We start from the raw sequence: 19,118 nt of genomic DNA, 5'->3' as shown, positions 1-19,118 counted from the left end.
CCGCATGGCTGAGAGGATGGCCTCATGCAAGCCGTCGTCAGCCCGCCGTTCCCTCCCGCACCGCTTCGCTCCCTGGCCGATCCGCAGGGAGGCGCCGCGCGGGGCGGGCGATCATGAGTCTCAAGGCCTACCTCGTCGAAGACAGCCCCGTGATCCGCGAGAACCTCGTGGGTTTCCTCGAGGACGTGACCGAGACCGAGGTGCTGGCCGTGGCCGGCAGCGAGGACGAGGCGGTGGCATGGCTCAAGCGCCACCGCGACGACTGGGACCTGACCATCGTCGACCTGTTCCTCGAACGCGGCAACGGCCTGGGCGTGCTCGATGCCTGCCGCCAGCGCGCGCCGCACCAGAAGGTGGTGGTGCTCAGCAACTACGCCACCGCCGAGATGCGCGACCGCTCGCGCCTGCTGGGCGCCGACGCCTTCTTCGACAAGTCGGCCGAGCTCGACCAGCTCGTCGCCTACTGCGAAACCCTGCACGAAACCTCGTCGCACGGGTGACTGGCAAGGCGGCCCGGTCGCGGGCCTCCGGGGCTTTCTGAGGTAAAACGCGCCGCGGCGCGTGCGGTTCGGACGCGCCTTCCATCCATCCTCCGAGAGACCCAGACGACATGAGCAACGACAGCAGCAGCATCGACTTCCAGGGCCGCGTGGCCATCGTGACCGGCGCCGGCGGCGGCCTGGGCCGCCAGCATGCGCTGGCCCTCGCGGCGCGCGGCGCCAAGGTGGTGGTCAACGACCTCGGCGGCGCGCGCGACGGCTCGGGCGGCTCGGTGAGCGCGGCGCAGGCGGTGGTCGACGAGATCAAGGCCGCGGGCGGCGAGGCGATCGCCAACGGCGCCTCGGTCACCGACTTCGAGGCCGTGCAGGCCATGGTGCAGCAGGCGGTCGATGCCTGGGGCCGGGTCGACATCCTCGTGAACAACGCCGGCATCCTGCGCGACAAGAGCTTCGCCAAGATGGAACTGGCCGACTTCAAACTGGTGGTCGACGTGCACCTGATGGGCGCCGTGAATTGCACCAAGGCCGTCTGGGCCCTGATGAACGCGCAGAAGTACGGCCGCATCGTGATGACCACCTCCTCGAGCGGCCTGTACGGCAACTTCGGCCAGAGCAACTACGGCGCCGCCAAGCTGGCGCTGGTGGGGCTGATGCAGACCCTGAGCATCGAGGGTGCGAAGAACGACATCCGCGTCAACTGCCTGGCGCCCACCGCGGCCACGCGCATGACCGAGGACCTGTTCCCGCCCGACATGCTCGAGGCCTTCCAGCCCGAGGCCGTGGTGCCCGCGATGCTGGTGCTGGCGGCCGAGAACGCGCCCACGCGCGCCATCCTGTGCGCGGGTGCGGGCACCTTCGAGGCCGCGCACATCACGCTCACGCAGGGCGCGTGGATCGGCATCGGCGGCGACACGCCCGAGCAGTTGGCCGCCCGGCTCGACGAGGTGCGCGCGCGCGAGGGCGAGCAGGTGCCCCAGAGCGGCACCGCGCAGGGCGCGAACGAGGTCGCGAAGGCGAAGGCGGCGCGCGGCTGAATTCCGGCCGGGCGTTCAGGGCGCTTGACCTCGAGTGCACACGAGCACTTCCAATGGAATTCACCGGGCCTTCCGGTGCTTTCCATCGACGCTCAAGAGGACATCGCCATGACCACCACCACCACCGCCAGCAACAAGGCGTTCATCCAGCACATCCACGCCCAGCTTGACCAGGGCAACAGCCGGCCCTTCCTCGAGGGCTTCGCCGAAGACGCGACCTGGAAGCTCGAGGGCAGCACCGCCTGGTCGCGCACCTACCGCGGCAGGAAGGCGATCCGCGAGGAGCTGCTGAACCCGCTGTTCGCCCAGTTCGCCACCCCCTACACCAGCCGCACCGAGCACGTCCTGGCCGACGAGGACCGGGTGGTGGTGCAATTCAGCGGCGACGTGCTGACCCATGCCGGGCGCCGCTACAACAACCGCTATTGCTACGTCTACCGACTCGAGGGAGGCCTGGTGAAGGAGCTGATCGAATATTTCGACACCGGCCTGGTGGCCTCGGCGCTGGAAGCGCCGGCGGTCCCGGCCCCGGCCGATGCCGGCGCCTGAGGCCCGGCGCGGCGTCGCGCAGGGCACGCCGTTCCTGATCGGCGAGCTGGCGCAGCGCACCGGCCGCAGCGTGCACGCGATCCGCTGGTACGAGTCCCAGGGGCTGGTGCCCGGCGTGGTGCGCGACGCGGGCGGGCGGCGCCTCTACGGCGAGCCCCACATCGGCTGGCTCGACCTGATGGACCGGCTGCGCCGCACCGGCATGTCGATCGCCGAGATGCGCGAGTACACCGCGCTCGCGCTGCGCGGCCGCACCACCCTGGCCGAGCGGCGCGCGCTGCTCGCGGCGCACCGCGAGCGCGTGAACCGGACCATCGCCGAATGGAAGCGCGCGCTGTCGCTGGTCGACCGCAAGATCGATTTCTACGACGCCTGGATCGAGAGCGGGCAGCGCCCGCCGCTCATTCCCACCGCGGAGCCCGAGCCGGCGCTCCCACCGCGCCAGCCGGACGAGCCCGCGCCCTCGCGCCGCGCGCGCCGGCGCTGAAGAAGGCTATTCGGCCACCAGCCCCGCGCCGCCGTCGCGGCGGATCGACTCGCGGTCGCGGTGGTTGTGCAGCCGGCCCAGCGTGCTGTCGAGCAGGCGCTTGAGCTTGTCGGACGCACCGCGGAAGGCTTCGTCCATGCTGGAAGCGTGCTGCTTCACGGCCAGCGGCTGGTGGTGCGCGAGCCGCGCCTCCATCACGCAGCACTTGTCGCGTTCGCCGGCCTTCTCGTGGTTCTCGTCGCTCAGGTGCACTTCCACCCGCGTCACGTCGTCGCGAAAGCGCTGCAGCTGCTGCTGGATCTCGGTGTCGGCCCAGCGCTCGAGCGCTTCCTTGTTGTCGATGCCGTTGCTCGTGTTGACCTGGATCTGCATGCCCAATGTCTCCCTTCTTGGATGTCAGGTTGGAGGATCGAAATGAGACTCCACTCTGAACGCTGAAATGGCGGCGAGCGTAGGCCAAGGCCCTGCCGGCGGGCCGGGCAGGGTTGGCGATGCGGCGATGAAGAGACCGGCCTACGCGCCCAGGCGCGACACCACGATGTGATCGGGCGGCAACTGCGCGCGGTGGCGCTCCCAGGCCGCGGCGAAGCCCGCTTCGAGGTGGCGCGTGTAGGCCGCGGTGTCGAACAGCGCGCAGTGCCCGCGCGCGGCGGCCAGCTCGGCGCGCAGGGCCGCGAGGCGCGGCGGGTCGGTCGCGAGCGCCAGGGCCAGCGCCTCGTAGGCGGCCGGCGAATCGGTCGCGAGCTGCGGGAAACCGGCCGCGCCCAGCAGGCTGCCCGCCACGCGGCCGGCGAAGGTCTGGCCCACGCAGCTCACGAGCGGCAGCCCGGCCCACAGCGCGTCGCTGGCGGTCGTGTGGGCGTTGTAGGGCAGGTTGTCCAGGCACAGGTCGGCCAGCGCCAGGCGCTGCAGGTGGGCCGACTGCTTGGCCCAGGGCGCGAACACCAGCCGCTCGGGCGCGATGCCGTGGGCGCTGGCGCGCTCGCGCAGGTTCCGTTCGTAGGCCTCGGTGCCGCCCTTGAGCCACAGCACGCTGCCCTCGACGCGCGCGAGCAGCCGCAGCCAGATGTCGAAGAACGCGGCCGTGAGCTTCTGGCCGTTGTTGAAGTTGCAGAAGACGAAAGCCCCTTCCGGCAGGCCGGCATCGGCACGCGACAGCGGCCCGGTCGCCGTCTCGCGGCGCGAATCGTTGGGCTGGTAGGCGTCGGGCAGGTAGAGGATCTTCTCGCTGTAGTCCGCGCGCGCGGCCTCGGGAATCAGGAAGGGGTCGGCCACCAGGTAGTCGATGAAGGGCGCGCCCAGCGTGCCCGGGAAGCACAGGTAGCTGAGCTGCAGCGGCGCCGGCCGCAGCGCCAGCACCGAGGGCCGCGCATCGATGGTGTAGCCGCCGAGGTCCACCAGGATGTCGATGCCGAGGTCGGCGATGGCCTGCGCGGTCTCGCTGTCCGACAGCTCGTGCGCGTCGACGAAGCGGTCGAAGGCCCGCTCGAGCCGCTCGCGCATCGCGCTGCCGTCGCTCTGGCGCAGCGAGATCGCCGTGACCTCGAAGCGTTCGCGGTCGTGGCGCTCGAACACCTCGGCCACCAGGAAGGAGGTGGCGTGGCGCCCGAAGTCGGCCGAGATGTAGCCGACGCGCAGGCGCTCGCCCTCGGCGCGCACCGGCGCGTGCAGCGGTTCGGCCGCCATCGGGTAGTGGCGCTGCGCATGCAGCCGCGCCACCTGCAGCTGTTCCTGCGGCGTGGAGGGCAGGATCAGCAGCGCGAAGGGCTCGATGCATTCGCGCTGCGCGCGGATGTCCTCGCGCAGCAGCGCCATCTGGGCGTCGAAGTCCTGCCAGTCGGCGATGGCCGCGCGCGCATAGAGCAGGCCGCCGCGCGCGAAGGCGTAGTCGGCGTCGCCGGGATGCTCGCGCAGGGTCCGGTCGTACAGCTGTGCCGCGTCCGCGAAGCGCCGCGCCTGGCACAGCGCGGTGCCGTAGTTCTCGATCAGCGTGGGATGCGCGGGCTGCAGCGCCAGCGCGCTTTCGTAGCACTGAAGTTCCTGTGCATGCAGGCGCAGCTTGCCGCAGGCCGCGCCGCGGTTCATGTGGGCCTCGAAGGCGCCCGGGCGCAATTGCACCGCGCGGTCGAAGTGGGCCAGCGCCTCGGCGGCCTTGCCGAGCGCGAGCAGCGCGAGGCCCAGGTCGTGCTCGGCCTCGAACAGGTTCGGCTGGCGCTGCAGCAGCGTGCCGAAGGCCTCGGCCGCGGCGCGGTGCTGGCCCGACTTCTGGCAGGCCATGCCGAGGTAGTACCAGCTCTCGAGGGAATTCGGGTCGTAGCGCAGCGAGGCGCGCAGCCGCTCGATGGCTTGCGGGAAGTCCTGCGTCTGGCCCGCGATGAAGCCCAGCAGCCGGTTCGCGGCGGCCATGTGCTGGCCCTTCTTCAGCAGCTGCAGCAGCACTTTCTGCGCAGCGGAATACTGGCCCTGCCGGAAAAGCAGCTCGGCCGACTGCAGGCTCATTGCAGGCCCTTGTTGTTCGATGATCTGGGGAGAGGACCCAGGAAGTGGCGCCCGGCCGCGAGGGCGGGCGCGCGCAGTCTAGCGTCGCCGTGTTGCGTCTGCCTGACGCGGGAATTAGGGCGCGGCGGCGCCCCTTCGCTCAACTCTGGATGTAGTGGGTGAGCTGCTCGATGGTCTGCTCGTGGTCGGCAATGATGTCGTCCATCAGGTCCTGGATCGAGATCATGCCCACCACCCTGTCGCCGTCGACCACCGGCAGGTGGCGGAACTTGCGCTGGCTCATCAGCGCCATGCAGGTGTGGGTGGGGGTCTGCGGGTTCACGGTCATCACGTCGGGCGTCATGATCTCCGAGACCTTGACCTCCTTGGAGTTCTTGCCCTGCAGCGCCACCTTGCGCGTGTAGTCGCGCTCGGAGAGGAAGCCGACCAGCCGGTCGCCCTCCATCACCATCAGGGCGCCGACCTCGAAGCGGGCCAGCGTGGCCAGCGCGTCGAACACCGTGGTGTCCGGCGATGTGCGCCAGGCCGAGGAATCGTGGCGTTTGAGCAGTTCGGAGACGGGTTTCATCGCGGCAACTCCTGGAAAAAAGTCTGGATTCGACCGACGCCGGAAGGCGCGCTCTCGGACAAATCATAGGGGCTGGCGCGCGCGAACGGCGCAAGACTTTGCAAGCGTGGCGGCCATGCCCCGCGCGGCAAAGACCCCGGTATCCCCGCGCGGCCGGGGCGTATCGATCCATTCAGGTTCGCGGTTCACAATGCGCACCCCGGACCGGTGCACGCACCGTCTCCCGGCCCCCTCCCGCAGCCACAGACACAAGAAAGAACACGCACCGATGGCGATCCAGTGGTTCCCCGGTCACATGCATCTCACGCAGAAGGCGATCACCGAACGCGTGAAGGACATCGACGTGGTGATCGAGCTGCTCGACGCGCGGCTGCCCGGCTCGAGCGCCAACCCGATGCTCGCGCGGCTGACCGCCAACCGGCCGGCGCTCAAGGTGCTCAACAAGCAGGACTTGGCCGACCCCGAGCGCACCGAGCGCTGGCTCGCGCACTACAACGCCCTGCCGGCCACGCGCGCGATCCCGCTCGACGCGAGCCTCTCCACCCCCGCGCAGCAGATCGTGCGCGCCTGCCATGCGCTGTCGCCCAACCGCGGCGGCCTGGCCAAGCCGATGCGGGTGCTGATCTGCGGCATCCCGAACGTGGGCAAGTCCACCCTGATCAACACCCTGACCGGCGGTCGCAAGGCCAAGACCGGCGACGAGGCCGGCATCACCAAGCTCGAGCAGCGCATCACGCTGGCCGACGACTTCTACCTCTGGGACACGCCCGGCATGCTGTGGCCGCGCATCGTGGTGCCCAAGAGCGGCTACAACCTCGCGGCCAGCGGCGCGGTCGGGCGCAACGCCTTCGACGAGGAGGAGGTGGCGCTCGAGCTGCTCGGCTACCTCAAGCAGCACTACGCGGCGGGGCTGGTCGCGCGCTTCAAGCTGGTCGAGCACGAACATGAACCCGCGGAGCTCGCCGAGATGCGCGACGAGGCGCTGCTCGACACCATCGGCCGCAAGCGCGGCGCGCTGCTCGGCAAGGGGCGCGTGAACCTGCAGAAGGCGGCCGAGATCGTGATGCACGAGTTCCGCGCCGGCAACCTCGGGCGCATCACGCTCGAGACGCCCGAGGAGTTCGCCCAGTGGCTGGCCGAGGGCCAGCGCGCCGATGCCGAGCGCGAGGCGAAGAAGGCCGCGCGCAAGCAGCAGCGCAAGGGCGGCAAGGCCGCGGCCGCCGAGGACGACGCGGCCGCCTGAGGCGCCTTCCCGGGCGCCCGGCCATCCCTTGGCGCGGCCGCGGTGCGCGCTGTCGCCGACGCAACTGCCGCGCGCGTTCCGGTCGCGGGCGCGACGGGCCGGCCGGGGGCCGCTTCGTAGAGTGGACTCGACCCATTCCGGTCGACAAGGAGAGTCCCCCTCTCGAAGGAGCATCCGATGCTAGACACCATCCAGGCCGTGAACCGATCGGCCGCATTCAACCGCTGGGCCGGCTTCGAAGTCGTGCGCGCGGAACAGGGCGAGGCCGAGCTGCGCATGGCATGGCGCGAGGCCGACATGGGCCAGTACGCCGGCTTCCTCCATGCCGGCATGATCGGCGCGCTGCTCGACACCGTCTGCGGCTTCGCGGCCGCCACCGTGGCGGGCCGCGTGCTGGCCTCGCACTTCTCGGTCGACTGCATCGCGCCCGCGCTGGGCCGCGCCTTCGTGGCGCGCGGGCGCGTCGTGAAGGCCGGGCGCAAGCAGGTCTTCACCGCCGCCGAGCTGTTCGGCGAGGCCGAGGACGGCACGCTGAAACTGGTGGCCACGGGCAGCACGATCCTGGTGCCGGTCGAGGACAAGGGCTGAGGCCTTCAGCGCGCGGCCGTCAGGGCCGCCGCGGGCGCCGGCCGCGGCGCCCGCTTTTCCCGCATCGGCAGGCCGAACAGCGGCCGCAGCCAGCGCACGCGGCGGATCAGCGCGTCGTTGAGCAGCCAGCAGCCGCCCAGCGTGGCCGCGAGGATCAGCGCCGGCTCGAGCACCGGGCCCAGCGCCAGCGGCGCCAGCCAGACGATCGCCAGCACGATCAGCGTCTGGTGCAGCATGTACCAGGGATAGACCGAGGCATTGGCCCAGCGCAGCCAGGGCCAGGGGCGGTTCAGGTGGCGGTGGCCATGGCCGAGGAGGGTGGCGACCGCGGCCCAGAGGTAGAGCGAGCGCAGCACGGCGTTGACCTCGTCGGGCACCCGGCCGGCCCCCAGCGTGCGCGCCGCGATGTAGGCGGCGACCACCGCCACGGCCAGCGCCAGCGACACGCGGCGCAGCCGCTCGAGCTCGTGCCAGATGCCGCTGTCCGCGCCCATCCAGTAGCCGTAGAGGAAGACGGTGAAGTAGATGCTGTGCAGGAAGGGGTCGCGCACCAGGTCGTGGGTCGGCGGATAGTGCGGCGCCAGCAGCAGCGTGAAGGCCGCGAGCGGCAGCGCCGGCACCAGCAGCAGCCAGCCGCCGCGCAGCCCGTTGAAGGCCCGGCGCAGCGCCTGGCCCGCGGCCGAGCGCCACAGCGGCAGCGTGAGCGCCACCGCGGCCGTGTAGACGAACAGGTACGGCAGGTACCAGAGGTGGTTCCAGGTGATACCGAACTCGGCGCCCGCGAAGGCGCCTTTCGGCCAGGGCTGGCTCATCGGCAGGTAGCGCGCGAGGAAGGCGCCGAAGCCCGGCGCCACCAGGCCGTTGGCGACGCCCTCGGCATAGGCCTGGTACGGCACGACCACCGCCATGCCGAAGGCCAGCGGCAGCATCAGACGCAGCCCGCGGCCGCGCAGCAGCGCCGCCGTGCCCTGGTGGCGGCTCAGGAAGGCCAGCGAGACGCCCGAGATCAGGAACACCAGGTCCATGCGCCACAGGTTCAGCAGCCGCATCGGCCACTGCAGCCACTCGGCCGCATGCGGGCTCTTGAGGTGCCAGGGCCAGTCGGCCACGTAGTACATCGCCACGTGGTAGACGATGACGAGCAGGAAGGCGAGGGCGCGCAGGGCGTCGATGTCGTGCCGGCGCTCGACGGCGGGCGGTGGGGTGGCGGGCATGGGGGCTCCTGACTGCAAAGGCGGCCATGGTCGAGGCGCGATGCCGCCGCGGCGCGCCCCGGGGACGGATCGCCGGCACTTTGTGACGAGCGGTGAGCCCGCTGGGACGAAACCAGGGGAGAAAACCGCCCCCGGGGCCGCCCCTGTCGCCCCATTCGCCACGCGGATCGCGACAATCGCCGGCCATGGCCGGCCCGCGCAAAGACCTCTACCACCGCTACGAGCCGATCCGCCGCTATGTCGAGGTCGGCTTCTGGATCGTCGTGATGGCGCTGCAGGCGCTGTTCAACACCATGGTGGCGATGGTCGACGCGCGCTCGCGCGCCGTGCCGCGCGAGACCTGGGAGATCGTGGTCTGGGAGGGCTCGAGCCACCTGGTCCTGCTGCTGCTGGTGCCGGCCATCGTGGCGCTGGAGCGCCGGCTCTCGCCGCTGGCCTCGCTGGCGCCCGGCAGGCTGGCGCGCTACCTGGCATGGCACCTGGCGGCCAGCGTGGTGTTCAGCGGGGTCCACGTGATGGCGATGTTCGCGCTGCGTTCGCTGGCCTATGCAGTAGCCGGCGAGCACTACGCCTTCGGCGGCTGGGCCGCGCAGTGGGGCTACGAATACCTGAAGGACGTGCGCGCCTACGTCTCGATCGTGTTCGGGATCTGGGCCTACCGGATGTTCATGCTGCGCTGGCAGGGCGAGGCGCGGGTGCTCGACGCGCCGGACGAGGCACCGGAAGCGTCGCCGCAGCCGGCGGATGCCGCGCCCGCGCCGCCGCCCGCCGAACCCTCACCGCCCCCGGCGCCCGTGCGCCCCGAGCGCTTCCTGGTGCGCAAGCTGCGGCGCGAATTCCTGATCGCCGCCGGCGACATCGACTGGCTGCAGGCCGAGGGCAACTACGTCGGCCTGCACGTCAATGGCCACGACTACCTGCTGCGCGCCACCCTGACCGACTTCCTGACCCAGCTCGACCCGGCGCTGTTCGTGCGCGTGCACCGCAGCCATGCGGTCAATCTTTCGCGGCTGCGCGAGATCGAGCCGCTCGACGGCGGCGATGCCCGGCTGCACATGCACGACGGCAGCACCGTGCCGTGCAGCCGGCGCTACCGCGAGGCCCTGCGCGACGCGACGGCCTCCTGAATCGCCGCGGGGTGCCGCCATGCACCGTCAGGCGGCATCCGTTCCGGTGCGTCGTGCCTGCCCACCGGGTTCGTTGAGCCCCATCTCGGCCCGTTACGCACCACTGACGGGCTTGCAGGCGCCATTTTTGCTTCATTGGCCCGCCGTCCTGCTGAATTCAGGTGCGGCGCACCAAATCAATCCAAAAACCAGCAAGAAGCTCCAATGGACGCACTCAAACAGGGCGCAGACGCGCTGTTCATCCTTCTAGGCGCGATCATGGTGTTGGCCATGCATGCGGGGTTCGCTTTTCTCGAACTCGGCACGGTCCGCAAGAAGAACCAGGTCAATGCGCTCGTGAAGATCCTGGTCGACTTCTCGGTCTCGACCATCGTCTACTTCCTCGTCGGCTACGGCGTGGCCTACGGCACCCATTTCTTCGTCAGCGCCACCGAGCTGTCGGCCAGGAGCGGCTACGACTTGATGAAGTTCTTCTTCCTGCTGACCTTCGCGGCCGCCATCCCGGCCATCATCTCGGGCGGCATCGCCGAGCGCGCCAAATTCTGGCCGCAGCTGATCGCCACCGCGGTCATCGTCGGCTTCGTCTATCCCTTCTTCGAGGGCATCGCCTGGAACAAGCACTTCGGCATCCAGGACTGGATCGCCTCGGTCACGGGCCATGAATTCCACGACTTCGCGGGCTCCGTGGTGGTGCATGCCGTGGGCGGCTGGCTCGCGCTGCCGGCGGTGCTGCTGCTGGGCGCGCGGCGCAACCGCTACCGCGGCGACGGCTCGCTGGCCGCGCATCCGCCGTCGAACATCCCGTTCCTCGCGCTCGGCGCCTGGGTGCTGTGCGTGGGCTGGTTCGGCTTCAACGTGATGAGTGCGCAGACCATCGACAAGATCTCGGGCCTGGTCGCGGTCAACTCCGTGATGGCGATGGTCGGCGGCACGCTGGTGGCGCTGGCCATGGGCAGGAACGACCCCGGCTTCGTCTACAACGGCCCGCTGGCCGGCCTGGTGGCGGTGTGCGCGGGCTCCGACCTGATGCACCCGATCGGCGCGCTGGTGGTGGGCGGCGTGGCCGGTGCCATCTTCGTCGCGATGTTCACGCTGACGCAGAACAAGTGGAAGATCGACGACGTGCTCGGCGTCTGGCCGCTGCACGGCCTGTGCGGCACCTGGGGCGGCATCGCGGCCGGCATCTTCGGCACCCAGGCGCTGGGCGGCATCGGTGGCGTGAACCTCGGCGCGCAACTCATCGGCACCGTCATGGGCGTGGTCTGGGCGCTGCTCGGCGGCGCCGTGGTCTACGGCGTGCTCAAGAAGACCGTCGGGCTGCGGCTGTCGCAGGAAGAGGAATTCGACGGCGCCGACCTCTCGATCCACCACATCTCGGCGACGCCGGAGCGCGAAGTCAACTGGTGAACGGTTCGCGGTGGGGGCGGCTCAGCACTTCTGGAAGCGCGGGCACTCGGCCACCGCGCGGATCGCCACCACCGTGTTCTCGCCGTCGAGCCGGCGCGAGAGGAATTCGACCGGCGTGCCGTCGGCGATGTCGGCCGCGAGCCTGCGGTCGGCCAGCCTGAAGGTCTGGGTGGTGAACGGGATCTTCGAGCGCGGCGGGATCTTCAGGTGCAGGTACAGCTTGCCGCCGGGCTCCTCGTGCGAGGACATCAGGCGCGCGCGCGTGTAGACGGGGTCGGTCTTCGTTTCCTGCGCGGCGGCGCCCGCGAGTGCGAGCAGGGCCGCGGCGGCCAGGGCCAGGCGGGACAGCGGCGGGAAGGGCATGTGCGAACTCTTCGTCGAAGGTGGCGGAAACGCCATTGTCGAAGCGCCAACCTTCGGCCAAGCCAAAGATGCGTTCGCCCGCGCGCGCCACGCGACCGCGCTTCGGCACAATCGCGCCCCCGGCAAGAACACGGAGGACGGGAGATGGCGAACGACACGATCGAGATCCGGCGCTTCGATGTCCATGCGGACGACGCGTCCGAATGGGCGCGCTTCCACAGATACCGGCGCATCCGCGACGAGGAGCTGCACCCCGGCGAGCCGCAGGCCGCCGATGCCGACTTCGAGCACGACGCGCGGCGCCGCATGCCCTTCTTCGAGGCCGAGCGCTTCGTCGCGCGCGAGGGCGACGAACTGGTCGGCAACATCATTCTCTGGCGGCGCCGGCCCGATGCACCGAACAGCGAGCCCTTCGCGTTGCACGCGGAGGCCTGGCTCGGCGTGTTGGGCGCGCACCGGCGCCGCGGCATCGGCAGCCGGCTGCTCGTGCCGCTGCTGGCCTTCATGCGCGAGCACGGCAAGACCGTCGCCACGATGAACACCTTCTACCCGCCGGGCCATGCCTTCCTCGAAGCCTCGGGCGCGGTCCTCAAGCATCGCGTGGTCGAGAACCGCATGCGCATCGATGGCCTCGACGCGGACGAGCTCGCGCGCTGGAAGGCGCAGGGCACGGCCGGCGGTGCGCTGCGCTTCGAAATCCATCCCGGCCGCACGCCAATGGAGCGCCTGGCGCAGCTGCTGGCGCCGTTCTCGGACCTGTTCAACGACATGCCGCTCGGCGAACTCGAGCTACCGCCCGCGCGCTACGAGCTCGACGGTTATGCCAACTGGTACCGCGAACTCGACCGCAGCGGCGGCGAGCACCACCTGGTGCTGCTGGTCGATGCCGACGGCACGCTGGCCGCGATGTGCGAAGCGCACTGGGACCCGCGCACCCCCGAGCGCCTGCACCAGCGCCTGACGGGCGTGGCGCGCGCCTGGCGCGGCCGCTCGCTGGCCAAGGCGGTGAAGGCCGCGATGCTCGACAGCGTGCGCGCGCTGCATCCCGAACTGCGCATCGTCGTGACCTACAACGCCGAGGCCAACGCGCCGATCCTCGCGATCAACCGCCGACTGGGGTTCGAGGTGCATCGGCGGCAGGGGATCTATCAGCTGGGGGTGGAGGCGCTGGCTGAGTGCCTGGCGCGGCGCGGGGAATCGGCCGCCTGAAGCGCAAATTGCGCCGATGCGCTTCAAATTTGAAGCGTATCGGGCCGGAACTGGTGCCCAGCAAGAACGCGCCGCCTGTAGCAAACTCGCGCGACCCCGATCCCGCACGAGCCGCCACACCCACCATGACCCAATCCCCACCCGCCCTCGAAGTCCTCCCGCGCGATCTCTCCGCCTACCGCCAGGGCAATGTCGGCGTCGACTACGTGCACCGCTTCGAGTCGGGCAAGCCCGGCCCGCACGTGCTGATCAATGCCCTGACCCACGGCAACGAGATCTGCGGCATGACGGCCGCCACGCACCTGCTCGACCACGGCGTGCGGCCGAAGATCGGCACGCTCACCGTGAGCTTCGCGAACATCGACGCCTACGAGTCCTTCACCGAGGCCGCGCCCTACGACAGCCGCCAGATCGTCCACAACCTCAACCGCATCTGGTCGCCCGAGTGGCTCGATGGCAGCGAGGACAGCCCCGAGCTGCGCCGCGCGCGCATCCTGCGACCCGTGGTCGATGCGGCCGATCACATCCTCGACATCCATTCCACCAGCCAGCCGGTGGTGCCGTTCTGGGTCTATCCGTCCTTCGAGCGCAATGCCAAGGTGGCGATGGCCATCGGCCGGCCGCCCGTGCACCTCGTGATGCCCGACGGCCTGGGCTCGGGCACGCCGCTGATCCAGTACGGCAGCCATGGCGGGCCCGACGGGAAGGGCGTGGCGATGGTGGTCGAGTGCGGCCAGCATTTCCTGCGCTCCGCCTCCGACCTCGCCACCGCCGTCACCTACGACTTCCTCGCCTACTTCGGCCTGGTCGACAAGGACCCGGCCGCCCCCGCGCCCGAGCCGCAGCGCCGCTTCAAGCTGCTGCAGACGCACGTGATCCAGAGCGAGGACTTCGCCTTCGTGCGCCCGCTGATCGGCTTCGAGACCTTCGCCAAGGGCGAGCTGATCGCCACCAACGGCCCCGACGAGATCCGCGCGCCGGTCGACGACTGCACCGTGTTCATGCCCGCGCAGCGCGTGATCGTGGGGCGCGAGGCGCTCTACCTGACCCAGCCGATCTGAGACGGGCGCCGCTCAGGCCGCCAGCGCACTGCGCGCCGGAATCTTCTCGAAGCAGTGGTTGCACAGCGACTGCTTCACGAAGGCCGCGTGCGTGGTGTCGACAGGCTTCTTGCAGTGCTCGCACATGAAGGCCTCGCCGACCGCGAGCTGGAATTTCTGGAAGAAGGCGTCGCTCAGGTGGATGCGGCGGATGTCGCGGATGTCGTCGCGCACCTTGAGGTTCTCGAGCGTGTTGTTGTCGAGCGCGGTGCGCGTGATGTTCAGGTGGTTGTAGCAGCCGTAGTCGATCGAGTAGACGTTGAAGGTCTCGCCCGCCATGTCCTTGTGCGAGTAGCCCTTCTTGCGCAGGTGCAGCACGCGGAAATCCACCAGCCCAAGGATGTGCGGATTGGCCGAGTACTTCTCGCTGATCATGAAGTGGCTCGAGTTCTTGCCGACCACGATCTCCTGCACGATCTTCTCGAGCAGGTTCTTCTCGACCGAGTGCTCGTCGACCTGCTTCTTCTTGTCGGTCTCGTACCAGCCCGAGGTGGCGGCGCGCACGTTCTTGATCGAGATGTGCTTGGAGCCCGAGCTCTTGAACTGCGCGTACGAGTGGATGAAGAGGTTGATGAAGTCGCGCGGGATGCCCGCGCTCGCGATCAGCAGTTCGCCCAGCGCCTTGTTGGTGAGGAAGGCGTTGATGAAGGCGTCGTTGTTCTTGCGCGAGGGCAGCAGCAGTTCGTCCGAGAGGCTGGGGCTGTGCTGCTCGAGGTGCTTGCACAGCAGCTGGTTGAAGAAGTTGCGGGTCTTGGCCTTGTCGATCTCGAACACGTAGCGGTTGTCGAGCTGGTAGCCGAAGATGTCGCCGCCGTCCTCCAGGCCGTAGAACTTCTCGTCGGTCTTGTGGCCGAGGTCGGTGCGGTTCGGGATCGCGGCGATCTTGAAGCTGAAGCGGCTCGCGATGAAGGACTTCTTGACCAGTTCGGCCAAGTGCTTCTGGGCCGAGTTCGGGATCTCGGACCATTCGTCGATCAGGCAGAAGACGCGGTTCAGTTGCAGTTCCTCGCTCAGCTCCTGCAGCAGGTTCGCGATGTCGAAGACGCTGATGAACTGGTCCTTGAGCCTCGACTCCTGCGACTTGGTCTGCAGGCTGCCCGAGGCCTGCAGCTCGGGCGCCTTCGAGAGCTTGAGCGAGGCGCCGGCCTGCGCGATCGACTCGACGGCGAGGGCCGTTTCCTTGAGCTTGTTGAGAGAGCTGCCGTCGAGCTCGCGCTGGATGGCCTCGAGCCGCTGCTGCAGCTGGCGCTCGGCTTCGGCGTCGAGCGGATCGCGGCGCAGCGGGATGATGTCGTCCCGGCCGTGGATGGCGCGCAGGTTGCTCGAGAACGCATTCACCAGGCTGCGGATGATGTTCTTGAACAGGATGACCGCGTACTGCTCCCAGCTCAGGCCGTCGGCCTCGGCATGCGGCAGGATGGTCCGCGCATCGATGTAGACCGCGATCCGGCGCGAGGCCGCGAAGTCGTTGTTGATCTTCTCCTGCAGCGCCTTCAGCAGATGGGTCTTGCCCGAGCCACGCCGGCCATAGATGACCTGATTGTTGAGGTTGTGGATGTCGTGCAGCGCGTCCTCGCCCACGTACAGGCCGAGGTAGCTCTGGTCCTGGATGTTCTCGGCGCGCAGCGCGTTCGAGAGCGTCGCGACGGCCTTCTGGATCTGGACGTCGCTGATGGGCATGGCATTGCCGGTCCGGGGCGCGCTGGTCGTGTTCTTCTGCATGAGGGCTGGTGCAAGTGAAACGGACCGGCGCGCGTCCCCGAGATGGGGCCTCCCGGCGCGCGGTCTGAAAACGAATTGTTACTTGCGTCGAGCGCCTTGCCAACAGAGGCGCCCCGGCCCGGACCGCCGGCGAGGTGCCGGCGCAACGTTCAGGCGGAAATGAACAGCGCCGGATCGACCATCGCGCGGTTGAGCATCACCGACCAGTGCAGGTGCGGGCCGGTCACGCGACCGGTGGCGCCGACCGCGGCGAGCTTGTCGCCGGTCTGGAGCACGTCGCCGACCTTCACGTCGACACGGCTCAGGTGGCAGTACATGGTCAGCAGGCCGCCGCCGTGGTCGAGCCAGACGGTGCCGCCATTGAAGAAGTAGTCGCCGGTGTCGATGACCTTGCCCGGCAGCGGCGCGAGCACCGGGGTGCCGGTGCCGGCCGCGATGTCCATGCCGCTGTGGGGATTGCGCGACTGGCCGTTGAAGACGCGGCGCAGGCCGAAGGAGCTGGAGCGGCGGCCGGGCACCGGCACGCGCATCTGCAGCGCGGCATCGGGGCGCAGTTCGGTGCGGGTGGCGGTCACGGTGGCGAGGTGGTCGCGCTCGCGCTCGTAGCGCGCCTGGTCCTCGGGCGAGAGGTCGACGGTGCGCGGCGCCACGTTCAGGCGTTGCTCGCGGTACTGCTTGGGCGCGATGCTGTAGCCGAGCTGGCGCGGCGCGGCATCGGGGCGGGCCTGCACCGAGATGCTGGCCTCGCCGGGTTCGGCCGCGAGCGGAATGCCGACGAGGGCGGTCCATTCGATGGCGTCGCCGAGTACCAGCACGGGCTGGTTGCCGTCGCCGCCAGTGGTGGCCAGCGGGCGCGCGGCCGCGGGGCCGAGCGAGAGGCGCGCGATGCCGCCCGGGACCTGGGAGGCGCGGGGCCAGACTTCGGGGGGCTGGGGCTTGGCGCCACCGGCCTTCTTGGTCGCCGCCGTGGCGGGCAGGGCGAGCAGGGCGGCGGTGCCGATCAGGAGCGTGCGGCGGGTGGAGAGCGGAGCGTGAAGGATGCGTGACATGGGCCGCATTGTGGCGGCATGGCCCGCGCCCGGTTGTCGGAAAGCACCATGAAAAACCGGGGCACGCGGCCCCGGTTCGTGATGCGGCGAGAGCGCCGGGGCCTACTTGCCCCAGCTGTCGCGCATGCCCGCCGCGCGGTTGAACACGCGCTGCCCGGCGGCGGCCGCCTTGGCGTCGAGCACGAAGTAGCCGTGGCGCTCGAACTGGAACGCCGCCTCGGGCTTTGCGTCGGCGAGCGAAGGCTCGACATAGGCCGCGCAGACCTCGAGGCTGTGGCGGTTGAGCTCCTCGAGCAGCTCGCCGCCGCCCGGGTTGGCTTCGGCGAACAGCCGCTCGTAGAGCCGCACCTCGGCTTGCACCGCGTCGGCCACGGCCACCCAGGTGATGTTGCCCTTGACCTTGATCGCGTCGGCGCCCGGGGTGCCGCTCTTGGTGTCGGGCACCAGCTTCGCCTGCACCTCGATGAGCTTGCCCTCGGCATCGCGCGTGGCGCCGGTGCACTCGATGACGTGGCCGTACTTGAGCCGTACCTTGTTGCCGGGGAACAGGCGGAAGAAGCCCTTGGGCTGGACGTCCTCGTAGTCGGTGCGCTCGATCCAGACCTCGCGGCCCAGCTTGAAGGCGCGCTTGCCGAGTTCGGGATGGTGCGGATGGATCGGCGCCGAGCAGTCGTCGAGCGAAGCGTCGCCGCCCATGAGTTCGCCCCAGTTGGTGATCACCAGCTTGACCGGGTCGAGCACGGCCATCGCGCGCGGCGCCACGGGGTCGAGGGTGTCGCGCAGCGCGGCCTCGAGCGCGGCGTAGTCGATCCAGCCGCCCGACTTGGTGGTGCCGCTGCGTTCGCAGAACAGGCGCAACGCCTCGGGCGTGTAGCCGCGGCGGCGCAGGCCGGCCAGCGTGGGCATGCGCGGGTCGTCCCAGCCGTCGACGTGCTTTTCCTCCACCAGCTGGCGCAGCTTGCGCTTGCTGGTGAGCACGTGCGTCACGTTGAGGCGCGCGAATTCGTACTGGCGCGGATGCGGGCTGGCGATCAGGCCGCCCTCGGCGAGGCGGTCGAGCAGCCAGTCGTAGAACGGGCGCTGGTCCTCGAACTCGAGCGTGCAGATGCTGTGGGTGATCTGCTCGAGCGCGTCCTCGATCGGGTGCGCGTAGGTGTACATCGGGTAGATGCACCACTTGTCGCCGGTGTTGTGGTGCGTGGCCCGGCGGATGCGGTAGAGCGCCGGGTCGCGCATGTTGATGTTGGGGCTCGCCATGTCGATCTTGGCGCGCAGGGTGGCGGCGCCGTCGGCGAGCTGGCCGTCGCGCATCTCGCGAAAGCGCGCCAGGTTCTCCTCGGGGCTGCGGCTGCGGTACGGGCTGTCGGTGCCGGGCTTGCCGAAGTCGCCGCGGTTGGCGCGCACCTCGTCGGCCGACTGCTCGTCGACGTAGGCCAGGCCGGCGCCGATCAGGTACTCGGCCGCGCGGTACATGAAGTCGAAGTAGTCGCTCGCGAAGTACTCGTGCGGCTGCATCACGCCGGGCGCGCTGGGGCGGTCGGCCAGGTAGGTCTCGTAGCCGAGCCATTCCACGGCGTCGCGGATCGAGTCGACGTACTCCTGCTCTTCCTTCTCGGGGTTGGTGTCGTCGAAGCGCAGGTGGCAGACGCCGCCGTACTCGCGCGCGAGCTCGAAATTCAGCCAGATGCTCTTGGCGTGGCCGATGTGCAGGTAGCCGTTGGGCTCGGGCGGAAAGCGCAGGCGGACCCGGGCCGGATCGCTCATGCCATGGGCGTGGTGCTCGGCATCGCCCGGGGCCCCGCCCCAGCGGCGGCCGGCGTAGGCGCCCTGGGCGAGGTCGTTTTCGATCACGTGGCGCAGGAAATTGCTGGGTGCGGCGGGTGTTTTTGCGACGTCTTTGTCGGTCGGGGAGGTCATCGACGCATTCTAATTAGGGGACTCTTCAGGTTACCTTTGGCAACGCTCTTCACAATGTGGCGGGCAACCACTTTGCATTTGGCGCGTTCAATACGTACATGGGCAGCGAATGCCCACCCTACAAGGAGTCCAACATCATGAGCGTCACCCGTTCTACCTTCTTCAAGTGGGCCGCCGCAGGCGTCGTCGCCGCCGGTGCCCTGTTCGCGGCCACCTCGGCCAGCGCTCGCGGCGACGTGAGCTGGTCCATCGGCGTCGGCGTTCCCGGCGTGTCGGTGGGCGTGGGCGCCCCGGCCTATTACCCGGCGCCGGTCTACGCGCCGCCGGCCCCGGTCTACTACGCGCCGCCCCCGCCGGTGTACTACCGCCCGCCGCCGGTCTACTACCGTCCGGCCCCGGTGTACTACGCGCCGCCGGCCTACTACGGCCCGCGCTACTACGGTCGCGGTTACTACCGCGGCCATGGCCACTGGCGCTGAAATGCCACCGTAGACGTGAGCAAATGAAAAAGCCGGTTCCTCGGAGCCGGCTTTTTCTTTGGG

The 19,118-nt window shown here is 69.6% G+C and carries 19 protein-coding genes; 11 read left to right on the top strand and 8 right to left on the bottom strand.

Going from position 1 to position 19,118, the window contains the following annotated elements; all coding sequences use genetic code 11:
* The first annotated feature begins 113 nt into the window (after positions 1-113).
* The 4 genes from AC1HIL_RS26385 (at position 114) to AC1HIL_RS26370 (ending at position 2,570) form a co-directional block, all read left to right on the top strand.
* Positions 114-500: a response regulator gene (locus AC1HIL_RS26385; RefSeq protein WP_261217431.1), complete on the top strand. Its 387-nt coding sequence runs from the start codon at positions 114-116 to the stop codon at positions 498-500.
* A 110-nt stretch (positions 501-610) separates the two neighbouring features.
* Entirely contained in the window at positions 611-1,534 is a 924-nt protein-coding gene (locus AC1HIL_RS26380; protein ID WP_203202048.1) for an SDR family NAD(P)-dependent oxidoreductase, read from the top strand.
* A 108-nt stretch (positions 1,535-1,642) separates the two neighbouring features.
* Complete coding sequence (locus tag AC1HIL_RS26375) at positions 1,643-2,083, top strand: nuclear transport factor 2 family protein (protein WP_479670401.1); 441 nt, start codon at positions 1,643-1,645, stop codon at positions 2,081-2,083.
* Positions 2,070-2,570: a MerR family transcriptional regulator gene (locus AC1HIL_RS26370; RefSeq protein WP_479670400.1), complete on the top strand. Its 501-nt coding sequence runs from the start codon at positions 2,070-2,072 to the stop codon at positions 2,568-2,570. Before AC1HIL_RS26375 ends, AC1HIL_RS26370 begins: the two co-directional genes overlap by 14 nt.
* Positions 2,571-2,576: 6 nt before the next feature.
* Here the strand turns inward: AC1HIL_RS26370 and AC1HIL_RS26365 are convergent, their stop codons facing one another.
* From AC1HIL_RS26365 to AC1HIL_RS26355, 3 genes are all read right to left on the bottom strand, one after another.
* Positions 2,577-2,942, bottom strand: coding sequence for an HPF/RaiA family ribosome-associated protein (locus AC1HIL_RS26365; RefSeq protein ID WP_057595657.1), 366 nt, complete (start codon positions 2,940-2,942; stop codon positions 2,577-2,579).
* A 141-nt stretch (positions 2,943-3,083) separates the two neighbouring features.
* On the bottom strand, positions 3,084-5,069 hold the full coding sequence (locus AC1HIL_RS26360) for an O-linked N-acetylglucosamine transferase, SPINDLY family protein (protein ID WP_479670399.1): 1,986 nt from the start codon (positions 5,067-5,069) through the stop codon (positions 3,084-3,086).
* Between the two features lie 139 nt (positions 5,070-5,208).
* Complete coding sequence (locus AC1HIL_RS26355) at positions 5,209-5,637, bottom strand: CBS domain-containing protein (RefSeq protein WP_057595659.1); 429 nt, start codon at positions 5,635-5,637, stop codon at positions 5,209-5,211.
* A gap of 268 nt (positions 5,638-5,905) precedes the next feature.
* Here AC1HIL_RS26355 and ylqF point away from each other — a divergent pair, with 268 nt between their 5' ends.
* Complete coding sequence (ylqF, locus tag AC1HIL_RS26350) at positions 5,906-6,880, top strand: ribosome biogenesis GTPase YlqF (RefSeq protein ID WP_057595660.1); 975 nt, start codon at positions 5,906-5,908, stop codon at positions 6,878-6,880.
* A gap of 177 nt (positions 6,881-7,057) precedes the next feature.
* On the top strand, positions 7,058-7,468 hold the full coding sequence (locus tag AC1HIL_RS26345) for a PaaI family thioesterase (RefSeq protein WP_261217414.1): 411 nt from the start codon (positions 7,058-7,060) through the stop codon (positions 7,466-7,468).
* 5 nt (positions 7,469-7,473) lie between these two features.
* Here AC1HIL_RS26345 and AC1HIL_RS26340 read toward each other — a convergent pair whose 3' ends face one another.
* Positions 7,474-8,682, bottom strand: a complete 1,209-nt coding sequence (locus AC1HIL_RS26340) for an acyltransferase family protein (RefSeq protein WP_479670398.1) — start codon at positions 8,680-8,682, stop codon at positions 7,474-7,476.
* Positions 8,683-8,867: 185 nt separating this feature from the next.
* On the opposite strand from AC1HIL_RS26340, the gene AC1HIL_RS26335 reads away from it, so the two are divergent.
* Complete coding sequence (locus AC1HIL_RS26335; protein WP_479670397.1) at positions 8,868-9,809, top strand: LytTR family DNA-binding domain-containing protein; 942 nt, start codon at positions 8,868-8,870, stop codon at positions 9,807-9,809.
* A gap of 204 nt (positions 9,810-10,013) precedes the next feature.
* Positions 10,014-11,216 carry an ammonium transporter gene (locus AC1HIL_RS26330; protein WP_422096431.1) on the top strand — a complete coding sequence of 401 codons (1,203 nt, stop codon included), beginning with the start codon at positions 10,014-10,016 and terminating at the stop codon, positions 11,214-11,216.
* A 21-nt stretch (positions 11,217-11,237) separates the two neighbouring features.
* Here AC1HIL_RS26330 and AC1HIL_RS26325 read toward each other — a convergent pair whose 3' ends face one another.
* Positions 11,238-11,579 (bottom strand): hypothetical protein, encoded by a 342-nt coding sequence (locus tag AC1HIL_RS26325; protein WP_413762861.1) that lies wholly within the window; start codon positions 11,577-11,579, stop codon positions 11,238-11,240.
* A gap of 144 nt (positions 11,580-11,723) precedes the next feature.
* On the opposite strand from AC1HIL_RS26325, the gene AC1HIL_RS26320 reads away from it, so the two are divergent.
* Together AC1HIL_RS26320 and AC1HIL_RS26315 are read left to right on the top strand one after the other, a co-directional pair.
* Positions 11,724-12,788, top strand: a complete 1,065-nt coding sequence (locus AC1HIL_RS26320; protein WP_479670396.1) for a GNAT family N-acetyltransferase — start codon at positions 11,724-11,726, stop codon at positions 12,786-12,788.
* 125 nt (positions 12,789-12,913) lie between these two features.
* The gene (locus tag AC1HIL_RS26315) at positions 12,914-13,849 is read left to right on the top strand and encodes a M14 family metallopeptidase (RefSeq protein WP_208512177.1); all 936 of its coding nucleotides are present in this window, start codon (positions 12,914-12,916) and stop codon (positions 13,847-13,849) included.
* Between the two features lie 12 nt (positions 13,850-13,861).
* On the opposite strand, the gene AC1HIL_RS26310 is transcribed toward AC1HIL_RS26315, so the two are convergent.
* The 3 genes from AC1HIL_RS26310 to AC1HIL_RS26300 form a co-directional block, all read right to left on the bottom strand.
* A complete protein-coding gene (locus tag AC1HIL_RS26310; RefSeq protein ID WP_479670395.1) occupies positions 13,862-15,610 on the bottom strand; it encodes an ORC-CDC6 family AAA ATPase in 1,749 nt (582 codons plus the stop codon).
* 149 nt (positions 15,611-15,759) lie between these two features.
* Positions 15,760-16,659 (bottom strand): M23 family metallopeptidase, encoded by a 900-nt coding sequence (locus AC1HIL_RS26305; protein WP_261217404.1) that lies wholly within the window; start codon positions 16,657-16,659, stop codon positions 15,760-15,762.
* A 102-nt stretch (positions 16,660-16,761) separates the two neighbouring features.
* Positions 16,762-18,576, bottom strand: coding sequence for a glutamine--tRNA ligase/YqeY domain fusion protein (locus tag AC1HIL_RS26300; protein WP_479670394.1), 1,815 nt, complete (start codon positions 18,574-18,576; stop codon positions 16,762-16,764).
* 137 nt (positions 18,577-18,713) lie between these two features.
* Between AC1HIL_RS26300 and AC1HIL_RS26295 the strand changes: the two genes are divergently transcribed.
* Positions 18,714-19,055, top strand: a complete 342-nt coding sequence (locus tag AC1HIL_RS26295; RefSeq protein WP_261217399.1) for a hypothetical protein — start codon at positions 18,714-18,716, stop codon at positions 19,053-19,055.
* The last annotated feature ends 63 nt before the right edge of the window (positions 19,056-19,118 follow it).

It is taken from the genome of Variovorax sp. ISS6 (assembly GCF_056523145.1).
The sequence above is the reverse complement of the archived record's forward strand: the minus strand, read 5'-3'. Positions and strand labels throughout refer to the sequence as shown.

Excerpts from the sequence above, each read along its gene's own strand:
- AC1HIL_RS26345 (WP_261217414.1), top strand. The coding sequence starts at position 7,058 with ATGCTAGACACCATCCAGGCCGTGAACCGATCGGCCGCATTCAACCGC.
- ylqF (WP_057595660.1), top strand. The coding sequence starts at position 5,906 with ATGGCGATCCAGTGGTTCCCCGGTCACATGCATCTCACGCAGAAGGCG.
- AC1HIL_RS26300 (WP_479670394.1), bottom strand. The coding sequence starts at position 18,576 with ATGACCTCCCCGACCGACAAAGACGTCGCAAAAACACCCGCCGCACCC.
- AC1HIL_RS26310 (WP_479670395.1), bottom strand. The coding sequence starts at position 15,610 with ATGCAGAAGAACACGACCAGCGCGCCCCGGACCGGCAATGCCATGCCC.
- AC1HIL_RS26295 (WP_261217399.1), top strand. The coding sequence starts at position 18,714 with ATGAGCGTCACCCGTTCTACCTTCTTCAAGTGGGCCGCCGCAGGCGTC.
- AC1HIL_RS26355 (WP_057595659.1), bottom strand. The coding sequence starts at position 5,637 with ATGAAACCCGTCTCCGAACTGCTCAAACGCCACGATTCCTCGGCCTGG.
- AC1HIL_RS26320 (WP_479670396.1), top strand. The coding sequence starts at position 11,724 with ATGGCGAACGACACGATCGAGATCCGGCGCTTCGATGTCCATGCGGAC.
- AC1HIL_RS26365 (WP_057595657.1), bottom strand. The coding sequence starts at position 2,942 with ATGCAGATCCAGGTCAACACGAGCAACGGCATCGACAACAAGGAAGCG.
- AC1HIL_RS26315 (WP_208512177.1), top strand. The coding sequence starts at position 12,914 with ATGACCCAATCCCCACCCGCCCTCGAAGTCCTCCCGCGCGATCTCTCC.
- AC1HIL_RS26385 (WP_261217431.1), top strand. The coding sequence starts at position 114 with ATGAGTCTCAAGGCCTACCTCGTCGAAGACAGCCCCGTGATCCGCGAG.
- AC1HIL_RS26305 (WP_261217404.1), bottom strand. The coding sequence starts at position 16,659 with ATGTCACGCATCCTTCACGCTCCGCTCTCCACCCGCCGCACGCTCCTG.
- AC1HIL_RS26370 (WP_479670400.1), top strand. The coding sequence starts at position 2,070 with ATGCCGGCGCCTGAGGCCCGGCGCGGCGTCGCGCAGGGCACGCCGTTC.
- AC1HIL_RS26380 (WP_203202048.1), top strand. The coding sequence starts at position 611 with ATGAGCAACGACAGCAGCAGCATCGACTTCCAGGGCCGCGTGGCCATC.
- AC1HIL_RS26340 (WP_479670398.1), bottom strand. The coding sequence starts at position 8,682 with ATGCCCGCCACCCCACCGCCCGCCGTCGAGCGCCGGCACGACATCGAC.
- AC1HIL_RS26375 (WP_479670401.1), top strand. The coding sequence starts at position 1,643 with ATGACCACCACCACCACCGCCAGCAACAAGGCGTTCATCCAGCACATC.
- AC1HIL_RS26325 (WP_413762861.1), bottom strand. The coding sequence starts at position 11,579 with ATGCCCTTCCCGCCGCTGTCCCGCCTGGCCCTGGCCGCCGCGGCCCTG.
- AC1HIL_RS26360 (WP_479670399.1), bottom strand. The coding sequence starts at position 5,069 with ATGAGCCTGCAGTCGGCCGAGCTGCTTTTCCGGCAGGGCCAGTATTCC.
- AC1HIL_RS26330 (WP_422096431.1), top strand. The coding sequence starts at position 10,014 with ATGGACGCACTCAAACAGGGCGCAGACGCGCTGTTCATCCTTCTAGGC.
- AC1HIL_RS26335 (WP_479670397.1), top strand. The coding sequence starts at position 8,868 with ATGGCCGGCCCGCGCAAAGACCTCTACCACCGCTACGAGCCGATCCGC.